The following is a 12,077-nucleotide window of genomic DNA, read 5'->3' on the forward strand; positions in this document are numbered from 1 at the left end:
ATGCATCTGTTAACATTTTCATCGGATGTTTTATCTTGATTCCAATGATTGTGTTTGTAGGGTTTAATATCTATAAGAAACACCGTATTGCTGTTGTTTGCCAACGAGTTGCCTCCTTAGAAAAACTGTGGCATTTGGTTGGATATGAATAAAAAAGAGCTTGAATAAAAATAATACAATGAAGTACTTATTTATAGTTTGGGTGCTTATACTCTGTTTAGTCGCTCCTAATGCAGCGAGCGCTCAAGCAAGACAGCCCTATACTTTAATATCTGGACTTGGGACACTCTCCCATCCAGTCTCCACTTCTAATCCCCAAGCGCAAAAGTTTTTCGAGCAGGGATTAAATTTGATTTACGCTTTTAATCATGATGAGGCGGTGCGTTCTTTTCAATACGCTGCCAAACTCGATCCGCATTTGGCGATCGCATATTGGGGTATTGCTCTGGCTCTAGGCCCTAATATTAACTCAGCAATAGACCCCAATCGAGAATTAGCTGCTTACCAAGCAGTACAGCAAGCTTTGGCACTTTCCACCCAAGCATCTGCCGAAGAACGAGACTACATTACCGCCTTAGCAAAACGTTACTCTCAAAATCCTGATGCAGACTTGTATCAACTAGCGGTGGACTACACAAAAGCAATGGCAACCCTAGTTAAGCGCTATCCTGATGATTTGGATGCGGCGACGCTTTACGCTGAAAGCTTGATGGATCTGCATCCTTGGCAGCATTGGACTAAAGATGGCAAGCCACAGCCAGATACAGAAGAAATCGTGGCTATTTTAGAATCAGTTCTCAAACGCAACCCGAATCATGCGGGAGCAAATCATTACTACATCCATGCAGTGGAAGCATCACCTTCCCCAGAACGGGCCCTTGTCAGTGCCAAAAGACTCGGAACTCTAGCGCCAGCAGCCGGACATTTGGTACATATGCCTTCCCATATTTATTTTCGTGTAGGAGATTATGAAGGGGCAATGCAGGCAAACAAGCAGGCGATCGCTCAAGATGATATTTACATCAAAAAAGATCAAGTCCAGGGCAGTTACCCCATGATGTACTACAACCACAACGTATATTTTCTCATGGTGGCCAGCAGCATGGCAGGAAAATATCAAGATGCTCTCCAATCCGCAGAGACGTTAATCGCAAATGCTATTGCAATTGACCCGTATGCACCAATGCTTGAGGGATTCCTGGGCAGCAAAATGCTGATTCAGACAGGCTTTGGTGACTGGGATGCCATCTTAAAAACTCCTGCCCCCGATGCAAAATTGCCCACTACCACAGCACTTTGGCATTTTGCTCGCGGGATGGCGCTTGCAACTACAGGCATTGAAGATGCAGCGAGTGAAAGTCGGGCATTACTGGCCGCCAAACAGGGAATTCCCATCGAAGCAACCATTGGATTCAGTCCCGCTAGCGGCATTTTAGACATTGCCTCAAAAGTTCTAGACGCCAAAATTGCTAGAGAAAAGCATGATTATGAATCTGCCATTCAATTGCTAGAAAAAGCAGTAGTAGTAGAAGATGCCCTCGATTACGTGGAACCACCAGACTGGTACTTTCCCACGCGGGAATCTTTGGGCGCTGTGCTTTTGGCTAAGGGCGACTATGCACAGGCCGAGCAAGTCTTTCGTACCGATCTAGAAAAGTATCCCCATAATGGGCGTTCTCTATTTGGTTTGGAGGCAAGTTTGCAGGCACAGGGCAAAGATTTGGCTGCTCAAGTTGTCAAAGCCGAATTAGAAACAGCTTGGAAAGGTGATGAAAAGCAACTTGCTATAGCCAAAATGTAATAAAAAAATTTTGGGGTTGGCGGAAACTGCCCTTCGCCAAGGGAGAATCCCTCCCGCAGTTGCTCAAGAGCTGGTTCTCTAAAGGATTAAAAGTCTCATAGCCTTGATTTGTTGCCTGACTTTGCCTTTCATATTAAAATTTGGGAGTAATACTTTATGGTTAATGCAGTCAAACGTTCAATTCGGATATTCAAAGATGCGCCCCTGCATGTCTGATTTCCTTAGATCGCCCTACAGAATTTATCTTCTACGATTTCCAACCCTTTTTTGCGGTGGGCTGTACTTAGGGTAAGTGGGGGCGGGCGATCGCACCTTCGCGACTGTATCACTAGTTAACTATTTGTTAACTATTTACTGGATGCAGAGAATTGGCTCCTATGTCATCCTAGATTTAGGAGAGTTAATTCGGTGATGTCTTTGATTTTAGTATTGAAAGGCTTTTTCCTTTTAGTATTTACAGACTTCTCAGAGAAATTAAAATCTCTACACAGTGATGATTTTGGAGAGAATCGATGTCAATTTATGTAGGTAACCTCTCTTATGACGTTACACAAGAGGATTTAAGCGGTATTTTTGCAGAATATGGTACTGTAAAGCGAGTTCAAGTACCTACTGACCGTGAAACAGGTCGTCCGCGAGGCTTTGCTTTTGTGGAAATGGGAACTGAAGCTGAAGAAACAGCTGCCATTGAAGCTCTTGACGGTGCTGAGTGGATGGGTCGTGACCTGAAAGTGAATAAGGCTAAACCCAAGGAAGATAGAGGTTCCTTTGGTGGTAATCGCGGAGGATACAGCGGTGGCGGCGGTGGACGCAACCGATACTAACCTGGGAAACAAAAAAATTTGCCTAAAGTCTTAAGGTCAGACAAGGAGTCTGTCTTTTTTTTGTAATGTTACTGCCTGGATAGCCATCGATCGAGTCAACTTAGTAGGAGAAATAATGACCCAAGTAATTGTAGGTGACAATGAACACATTGAGTCAGCCTTACGACGATTTAAGCGAGAAGTTTCCAAGGCTGGAATTTTTCCAGACATGAGAAAGCATCGTCATTTTGAAACGCCCTTAGAAAAACGCAAGCGCAAAGAAGTTGCCAAGCACAGACAGAGTAAGAGAAGTTTCCGTAATTAAGCGCTGACATAGATATAAACGAATGCCCTCATAAAATCTATGAGGGTTTTTCTTTTGCCTATTTTAAAATCAGGAAACCTAAAGAAACGCTAAAATCAAGTCAGCCTTTGTATTGTAGCGGTTGTGTCCCACATCACTCAGAGTGCGGTTCACTGCATAAATCCTGATTGTCAACGTCCTTATCCTCAACCTTGGGGAAACAAATTTTGCAACAGCTGTGGCGCACCGCTAGAGCTGTTAGACCGCTATGTTCCACTTCAGCCATTGGGGTCGGGAGGATTTGCTCAAATCTACACGGTTTGGGATGAAAAAACTCAAACAGAGAAAGTGCTGAAAGTGTTGGTAGAAAGTATACCAAAGGCATTGGAATTATTTAGCCAAGAGGCGGCGGTTTTATCTAGCTTGCAGCATCCAGGTGTCCCCAGAGTTGATGCCGACGGGTATTTTCATGTAAAACTGTTCAATCCCAAACCGCACCAACTGCCTTGTCTGGTAATGGAAAAAATCAATGGGCGGACTTTAGAGGAAATATTAAAAAAGTTTCCCCAAGGGTGTCCAGAAGATTTGGTTTTAAACTGGTTTGCCCAAGCTGTAGAGATTTTACAAGAATTACATAAACGTCAGATTATTCACCGGGATATCAAACCTTCTAATTTAATGCTGGGAACCTCTTCGCCATCTGTAACCCCGCCTCAAGGGCAAACAGAGGGCGATCGCTTGGTACTAATTGATTTTGGCGGTGCAAAACAATTTACCGCCTCTAAGCTGCGTTCTCAGTCTAGTTCCACCCGATTATTTTCTTCTGGCTATAGTCCACCAGAACAAGTGATTGGAGGTATTGTCGGGCCAGGTGCCGATTTTTATGCCCTTGGTCGAACGATAATTGAACTACTAACAGGGAAATATCCGCTAGAGTTGGAAGATCGGCAAACTGGGAAATTGCGCTGGCGAACTGAGGTGAATGTCAACCCGCAACTAGCAGATTTGCTGGATGAGATGGTGCAAGAAGATGTGCGATCGCGTCCGACAAATGCAACTATAATTCAAAAACGTTTGGCGAAGATTTCTCAACCATTACCGCCGCCAGGATTATTTTCTCAACTGCAAGGCAACGTTAAGCAAGCCTCAACGCAAGCTTCCCAGAGATTTACACTGTTAACACAAGCTATTGAACAAGCTTTAGCTAACTTTAGTCAAGGTGTAACCAAAACCGTTATTTTCATCGCTAAGGCAATCCTCAAAATTATCCAAGCTGCTTTGGCGACGATTTGGGCGATGGTGCTGACTAGTAGCGGTGCTTGTATTGGTGCGATCGCAGGTTTTATTTTGGCCTATCGCACAAGCTTGGGGCGTCAGGTTGTGGAATTTCTTGGGAGTCAGCTAAACGAATTAGTGCCAAACACTCAACCCGTCTTCGGTGCAGATATTTTGGTGTACGTCGCAGCAGGCTGGGGAACCGCTTGGGGACTGACAGTATCCGGGTGTTTTGGTCAACGGCGGCGCTTTTTAGTAGCGTCGCTGATGGGCATGATTAGCTATGGCTTCGGCTGGGTGATTTTGCAATTAATCACACCAAAAGATAGCGGCGAGGGCTTAGTGGCAGTGATTTTAGTAGCAGTTTCCCTACTCACCTTGAGTTTAGGACTTCGCAGCCATCACATAGTCTACGCTGTGTTCGCTGCCTTTGGCAGTGCGATCGCCTATGCCTTTTTGATTCTTTTGAGGTTAGCACCTCCTATCTTCCAATTTACCAGTCAAGCAGCCTGGTCAGATTTACAGTTACCTCTGATTTTTTTTGGTTCTGTGGGCTTATTTATCAGCTTCTGGTTAGGAGTGAGTTACTACCTAATTGTCCCTGCATTGCGCTTTTTGGGATGGCGGTGAAGAAGGCAGGGGGCAGGGGGAGCAGGGAAGCAGGGGGAGCAGGGGGAGCAGGGGAGCAAAGGAGAAGTTGCAGTAAGTTTTTCCCTCTCCGTCTTTGCACCTCTGCCCCCTGCACCCCGCCCCTCTGCCTCTTGTACCCAGTGCCCAAAAACAAGATCCCCCTAGTCGTCTTTGTTATCGAGCTAGGGGGATCACATATGTGGTAGTCTATAATTGGTTCGGTATAGTTCCTTACGAATCGATTCTATAGCCTCTATTTCAGTTTGGGTAGTCTTACCACTAGAATTTATAGTATTTTTACAGCTTCTTAATCAATGCTTCATCCCTGTTCTTCCTTAGAGAAGCGGTATATGTAAGTATGACAGTACGCAATGTGCGTAACTTGTCATTTTTGTGGATATCTGTAAAAAATATGAAACTTAAGATTGTTGCCACTATCGTCCTGTTAGCTTGTTTTGGGTTTGCAGAGCAGGCCCTTGCGTTAAATCAGCTAGATTTGGATCAGTTGAAGGCAACAAGTGCCTGTCCCCGATGTAATTTGAGTGGTGCTGACCTAACTCAATTGAATTTAACTGGAGCAAATTTGCGAGGGGCTGACTTGAGTAGCGCTACATTATCTCAAGCTAATCTCACGAATGCCGATCTCACCGGTGCAAATTTAGAAAGTGCGATTCTGAATTCAGCGAATCTCAGTGGTGCTTCCTTAACAGGTGCAAATTTGAAATCAGCATCTCTGGAAAATGCCGATTTGTCTTATGCCGGTTTCATCAGCGCCAATTTGGAAGCAGCAAACTTAAAAGATGCCAAATTGCAGTTTACCAATTTTCGCGGGGCTAACTTCCGTCTCACAACTATGGCTAATGGTGTTGTCACCTCCGACAAGCCCTATGGCTGGTCGTTAGAGCGTCAAAATCCCAGAGAATGTAACGAGTTCAAACCCGAAAATACTCCAGGTACAACCTGCTACTCAAAATAAACTGGGGCATAGGGCATGAGGCATAGGGCATAGAGCATTGGTTATTAATTCTCCCCTGCTTCCCCCCTGCTCCCTGCCCCCTGCCCCCTGCTCCCTGCCCCTCTGCCCCCCTGCCCCTCTGCCCCCCTGCCCCTCTGCCCCTCTGCCCCTCTGCTTATCAACCATCCTTGTATAGCAAAAGCATTTTGTTTGTTAACAGTTCTTTATCATGGGAAAAAAGCCTATAGATTAATTAAATCGATGCTTACCCGTATTAAAGACTTAGCAACAAAAATAGCGCCCCGCCTAATTGAAATTCGTCGCCACATCCACTCTCACCCAGAACTCAGCGGTCAGGAATACCAAACAGCAGCCTTCGTAGCTGGTGTTTTGTCTTCCTGTGGTCTGCATGTACAAGAAGGAGTTGGCAAAACGGGCGTTATTGGAGAACTGCAAGGCACTAGCCAAAATGACCGTTTATTAGCAATTCGCACCGATATGGATGCCTTGCCAATTCAAGAGGGCACCAATTTGGAATATGCCTCTCGCGCAGATGGGATTATGCACGCTTGCGGTCACGATGTCCATACCACAGTGGGGTTAGGAACAGCGATGGTGCTGTCCCAAGTGGCAGAGGAGTTGGGTGGGAAAGTGCGGTTTTTATTTCAGCCAGCGGAGGAAATTGCCCAAGGGGCAAGCTGGATGGTGAAAGATGGGGCTATGGAAAACGTCTCGGCTGTATTAGGGGTTCATGTTTTCCCTTCTATCCCCGCAGGATCTATTGGCGTGCGTTACGGGGCATTAACAGCCGCTGCTGATGATTTAGAGATTCTGATTATGGGAGAATCTGGGCACGGGGCGCGTCCGCATGAGGCGATTGATGCAATTTGGATTGCTTGCCAAGTCATTACTGCAATGCAACAAGCTATCAGCCGGACGCAGAATCCCCTGCGTCCTGTAGTTTTGAGCATAGGGAAGATTAATGGTGGTAGAGCACCGAACATAATTGCTGATAAAGTGCAGTTATTGGGAACCGTGCGATCGCTCCATCCCGAAACCCGTGCCCATCTCCCAAACTGGATTGAAAATATTGTATCTAATGTCTGCCATACCTACGGGGCAAAATATCAAGTCAATTATCGCCAGGGCGTACCCAGTGTCCAAAATGATTATACCTTGACGCAATTGTTGCAATCAGCCGCAGAAGAAGCTTGGAGTAGCGATCGCGTTCAAGTTTTACCCGAACCTTCCCTTGGTGCTGAAGATTTTTCTATGTATTTGGAACACGTCCCCGGTTCCATGTTTCGCTTGGGTGTCGGCTATAAAGAAAGAATCGTTAACCACCCATTACACCATCCCCAATTTGAAGTCGATGAATCTGCCATTATTACCGGGGTTGTAACTATGGCCTATGCCGCTTATAAATACTGTCAGCAAAATTTGTAAATAAAAACTCCCAGCAGATAAGCGCTGGGAGTTTTTGTTTAACTAACTTTTTTTAGCGGATAGAGAAAGCCCGAAAGCATCCTACACATTCGATTCGCTAACAACGCCTAGTTTCTCTTGAATTCGGGTTTTAGCAGCTTTGAATTCAGTCGCCAGTTGCTCGGTTTGCTCAGTAGTCAAGTTGTTGCGAATGGCAGCAAACATTGTGCTTTCTTCTTGACGAATATGATCGCCGAGAGCAGCCAATAGCTCTTTGACTTTCTCTTTGAATTGTGGTGAAGATGGGCTAAGAGCCTTAATTTCCTCTAATGCCTGCTTCGCATGAGCTTGTTCATCAAACAGTTCTTGAGTGTTATCTTGACCGTAGAAAGGACGTACTCTTGGGTAGACTACTTCTTCTTCAGCTTCAGCGTGAGCAGTTAAATCCTTATAAATTTGACCAAAGTATTCTTGGATCTTCTGTGGATTGTCGCTTTGCAGGAGTTCGGTAAATAGGGTATTTACTTTGTTGTGATCGAGGCGGATGACATCTTGGATATTTAGATCCTTTTTGTCGCTGTTTTGAGTAACAGCACTACCTACTACACCACTAACTGCGGCCATAGCATCTTGAACACGTGCCCAAATTCCTTGATCTGCATCTTGTCCAGTGAGTTCGCGGACACCCAGAATTTCCAGAATTCCTTTGAGTTGTTCTTGGTGAGCGCGGTTCTCAAAGTTAACGGTATTCAAAGGCCCGATCGCTAACAAAACATCAGCGCCAACTTTTTGAGCAGCTTTGTGAACTATCAAGCCACTCATTACTACTTGATGTTTCAGCAATTCATGCTGAGAGACTTTCTCATACAGGCTTAATTCAGAACCTTGGAACAATTCGCGAGCTTTTTCAATGAATTGTGTAACATTTTGTTTGGGTTCAGCCTGAATCCCATACTGACCAATTACAGTTTCTAAAATACCAAGGTTTTTTTCATCATCATTGATAAAATTTCGGATGCGATCGGCAATTTCAGCATCAAGCCCTTGCGTCAAAAGCGATTGTTCATTTTCGATGACCAACTGTTGCAGAGCTTTTAGACTTGCAAGTTTTACAGCAATAGCATTGCGTTTCGTATCATCTAAAGTAGTTACCATCCGTGTTCTCCTCGGCAAAGTGTTCGTAATTCTTACTTGATATAACCTTGACACAGAGACTAAGGAGATTCCATCTTTCTTTTGAGCGATCGCGTTCACAACTATGGGTAGAGAAACAAAACTTTTCGTTAGAGAAAAATCGAAGCGATCGCTTCAATTCAATTGATGGTTGCAATCAAATCAAGCAGTTTAGTATGACACTCAAATTGAATAGATTACCTATTTGGGAGTAATCTATATCTTTGGAATGAAAATTAACATTAAAAAAACTACTTCTTATTCAAGAGGGCAAAATCGTAACCAGTTCCACTAGAGCAAGACTCACAACGCTCAATTTTGACAAGCATTGCTTCTCCTTGACGCTCCCCAGAGGGCGAAAACTGAATCATTCCGGTTGCTCCAGATGTTGAAAAATTAGGATTAGACAATGCCCTTTGTAATCCTTCGCGGGTACTATCTTCTTTTAAGCCAGCAATAATTGCTTGGAGTGCATCATAAGTTCCCGCTGTTCTTTGATTTACCTGTGCATTCCAAAGCTGAAAGGCATTTTTCGCAAAGGGGTTATCTTTATTAGCATTTCTATGCCAATACACAGGTAGTACCATTCCTTCAAGATCCTTCCCATTTTGTAAAGTTGTTGCATTGTACATAATTTCCGAAGCAAACAGTGGCTTTCTGCCTTTAACCTCTTGCGCCACTTTGCTAGCAAAATATATATTTCTGATTGAGGGTATTAGTAAAAAGCCACTTGCATTTTCTGTTTCTATGGCTTTATCCACGAAAGTTCTAGGATCAAAATTTTTGTCTGCAAAATTGCAAGGCAGACTAATAACGTTGCTGCCATATTTTTTGATAGCTTGAGTGTACTGTTCTACAAGTATCTGATTTGATGAAGAGGTTGAATTACTTGTTGAACTACGAGAATCTCCACAAATAGCAACATTTCTTGCTTGTCGAGCAATGTAACGAGAATGAGTATCTATTAAATTCTCATATAACGGATTTATGTGAAACAAGTAGTTAGCTTGTGAATTATTAAGCTGACTATTTACTGTATTCTTATCTAAGTTTCCTTGATTTTCTGCCTGATTTGGTAACTCCACGGGTAAGACTAACACCAAACGTTTATCTTTATAAATTTCTGCATTACGTCTAACACCCACCGCAGCTACAAGGCTTTTATCTTGAACTAATTCATTATCTAGCCGTACAGAATCTTCTCTACTCTCAACACTTGCAATTACAATTTGTAATTTTTTACCGTTGATTCCTCCTTGGTTATTAACTTCATTTTGAGCTTGAGCTACACCACGCAAAATCTCTTCTGCTAAACTAGGTTCAAAGTTAATTGGTGCGACGATCGCAACTTTTATAGCTGACGAATTATCTCGTGCTATTTTGGCATTATTTAAATAAATTAAAGTTTCTGGATCGTTTGGATTATTTTTCAGAGAATCAGTAAATTTCTTAACCGCAGTACTGAAATCTTTCTCAGCAAAAGCTTTAACTCCATCTATTTTTTCAGGGTATGTTTGCACTTTCACCAAAATCCTTGTACCCAAATTCATTAATGACGGCTTATTTGCCAATGAAGATGAAGTTGATATGGGGTTTGATGGTGCTATAATCGTAGAAGAAAGTTTGGTAATTAACCATAAAATAGCTGCTACCATTACTCCAGACAGACCCAGAGAGATAAGCAGCCTCAAATTTTCTTTTTTATGTGTCATAAATCATTTATTAAATTCTACTAAATTTATTTGAGAAAAGAGAATTATTAAAATTTAAAAATATCTAGAAAGTAATTTATTTATTATTTCCGACACACCCATAATAATAACTGTCAATAAGCCTGCAAAAATAACTAGCAATCCTCCGAGCAATAGCCCATTTGCACCTAATTGAAGAAGATTATTGGTTAGGAGATTTCTGAAAATATAAACAACGAGTAGATTTACTATTATAGCAATAACAATTAAATAGGTTTTTTCTAGAAGCGGGCGAGATTGAATAAAGACTAACCCTCCCAAAATTAGCAACCACAACCCAGAGCTAATCCAAGTAGTTCCGAGAAAACTTATAAGTGCGATCGCTAAGAACGAACTACCCGATCCAGCAATTATCGATCCAGACAATAATTGACTATTAGAAAACTGCGGTAGATATGGAGTTGATTTATGTTTAACTTGTGGTTGCAAACCTAATGGTTGAGTACGGGGAATGGCTGTAGGAGGTAATGTATCCCTTAGAAGTGGTAGATTATTCAAGTCTTGTAAGACAGCCTGTGCAGATTGATAACGCTTTTCATGATTTTCTTGCAGTAACTTATCAAGAACCATCTCTAATTCCTGACTTATGGTTTGCGTTAAATGCTGTCGCCAAGTAGAAGTCCAACCATAGCCTTGTTTAAACCACAAACTCGAAGGAGAAATATCGGTTAGTAGATGAAAGCAAGTTATTCCTAAACTGTACATATCACTGGAAGGAAAAACTTTACCCAGTTGCATTTGCTCAATCGGCGCATAACCTAATGAACCAATAATTGTCCCAGCAAGTGTAGTGTTTATACTTTCCGTCTTTTGCTTTGCTACCCCAAAATCAATCAGTACTAATCTACCATCACCGTGACGGCGGATAATATTTTCTGGCTTAATATCTCGGTGAATTACCTGCTGTTGATGTATAGCTACCAGCACAGATAATAAATCATTTAAAAAATCTCGGATCTTGGATTCATTAAAAATCCCCTGTTGTTTTAACTCTTGCAACAGATTTTGCCCTTCGATAAACTGCTGCACTAAATATAGATATTCACCTTCCTTAAAATATGCATATAAATTGGGAATTTGGACATGTTCTGCTAACTCTTTTAGACGTTGTGCTTCTTGTTCAAACAACTCAGTCGCTTTTTTATGTGCTTGACTACCGCGATCGCCATAAAATTGACTTAAAACCAACTGCTTGACAACACATCTTTCATTGAGCTTGTCTATATCTTCGGCGATATATGTGCGTGCAAACCCTCCTCTCCCTAATGGTGTTGTTATGCGGTAACGATTTCTCAGTAGCGATACCAACTCGGTACCGCAACTGAGGCATAAATCTGTCCCATCAAGGTTTTGGGGATTCTCGCAATTGGGATTTAGGCAGCAAACCATATAATTATCGCTGTCATTTTATTATTTTTTAAAATATACCTTAAATGTCAGTAGAGACATTGCGCTGTATCGTCTCTAGATGAACATTAAAGTAAGGTGCGATCGCATTATTTTACCTGACATTTAGTTAACCCTTGAGCTTTTTTCCCAAACTTAACATCTGTAGCCTAATGTAAAGAAAATTAGTATAAATAACCTATCTATCCTTGGGCTTAGGAAAAGCTAGAAACATAAAAGACTTAACCGTAGTAGCATGAGCGAGCTTAATACAAATCATCCGAGAAATAAAACTATGATTTCCGCAGTTTTAAGGAAAAACAAGGCATTGCGATCGCAATCACAAAATCAGGTTACTTTTATATTAGGTAAGGAAGGGTGCGATCGCCTTTAGCATCAAAGCAAAGCATCTCAACTAATCAAGCGCCAATCTCAAAAGCGATACCGCCCTTGACGCCACATCTGTTTGTAAAAAAAGCTTTTTATATCCCACGAACACCGTAATTACCACACATCTCCATTGTAGGGTTTACAAAACTCCCCGCAATTGTGACGATTACGCTAGAATTGTTAA

9 protein-coding genes are annotated in these 12,077 nt (G+C 42.4%); 6 read left to right on the forward strand and 3 right to left on the reverse strand.

All coding sequences use genetic code 11. The features are described 5' to 3' along the window. Window positions 1-178 precede the first annotated feature (178 nt). The 6 genes from V7L01_RS33125 to V7L01_RS33150 all read left to right on the forward strand — a co-directional run bounded on the left by V7L01_RS33125 (window position 179) and on the right by V7L01_RS33150 (window position 7,214). Window positions 179-1,801 carry a tetratricopeptide repeat protein gene (locus V7L01_RS33125; RefSeq protein WP_335042550.1) on the forward strand — a complete coding sequence of 541 codons (1,623 nt, stop codon included), beginning with the start codon at window positions 179-181 and terminating at the stop codon, window positions 1,799-1,801. A 512-nt stretch (window positions 1,802-2,313) separates the two neighbouring features. Next, window positions 2,314-2,625, forward strand: a complete 312-nt coding sequence (locus V7L01_RS33130; RefSeq protein WP_335042551.1) for an RNA recognition motif domain-containing protein — start codon at window positions 2,314-2,316, stop codon at window positions 2,623-2,625. A gap of 115 nt (window positions 2,626-2,740) precedes the next feature. Then, entirely contained in the window at window positions 2,741-2,929 is a 189-nt protein-coding gene (gene rpsU / locus V7L01_RS33135; RefSeq protein ID WP_012407716.1) for a 30S ribosomal protein S21, read from the forward strand. A 123-nt stretch (window positions 2,930-3,052) separates the two neighbouring features. Further along, window positions 3,053-4,813 (forward strand): serine/threonine protein kinase, encoded by a 1,761-nt coding sequence (locus V7L01_RS33140; protein WP_335042552.1) that lies wholly within the window; start codon window positions 3,053-3,055, stop codon window positions 4,811-4,813. A gap of 412 nt (window positions 4,814-5,225) precedes the next feature. Beyond that, entirely contained in the window at window positions 5,226-5,789 is a 564-nt protein-coding gene (locus V7L01_RS33145) for a pentapeptide repeat-containing protein (protein WP_335042717.1), read from the forward strand. 240 nt (window positions 5,790-6,029) lie between these two features. After that, window positions 6,030-7,214, forward strand: coding sequence for a M20 family metallopeptidase (locus V7L01_RS33150; protein WP_335042553.1), 1,185 nt, complete (start codon window positions 6,030-6,032; stop codon window positions 7,212-7,214). 81 nt (window positions 7,215-7,295) lie between these two features. Here V7L01_RS33150 and V7L01_RS33155 read toward each other — a convergent pair whose 3' ends face one another. The 3 genes from V7L01_RS33155 to V7L01_RS33165 all read right to left on the reverse strand — a co-directional run bounded on the left by V7L01_RS33155 (window position 7,296) and on the right by V7L01_RS33165 (window position 11,506). Next, on the reverse strand, window positions 7,296-8,348 hold the full coding sequence (locus tag V7L01_RS33155) for a hemerythrin domain-containing protein (RefSeq protein ID WP_335042554.1): 1,053 nt from the start codon (window positions 8,346-8,348) through the stop codon (window positions 7,296-7,298). 269 nt (window positions 8,349-8,617) lie between these two features. Continuing rightward, window positions 8,618-10,078, reverse strand: coding sequence for an ABC transporter substrate-binding protein (locus V7L01_RS33160; RefSeq protein ID WP_335042555.1), 1,461 nt, complete (start codon window positions 10,076-10,078; stop codon window positions 8,618-8,620). Window positions 10,079-10,132: 54 nt separating this feature from the next. Continuing rightward, window positions 10,133-11,506 (reverse strand): serine/threonine-protein kinase, encoded by a 1,374-nt coding sequence (locus tag V7L01_RS33165; RefSeq protein WP_335042556.1) that lies wholly within the window; start codon window positions 11,504-11,506, stop codon window positions 10,133-10,135. Between the last annotated feature and the right edge of the window lie 571 nt (window positions 11,507-12,077).

It is taken from the genome of Nostoc sp., from assembly GCF_036917095.1.
Taxonomy (GTDB): domain Bacteria; phylum Cyanobacteriota; class Cyanobacteriia; order Cyanobacteriales; family Nostocaceae; genus Nostoc.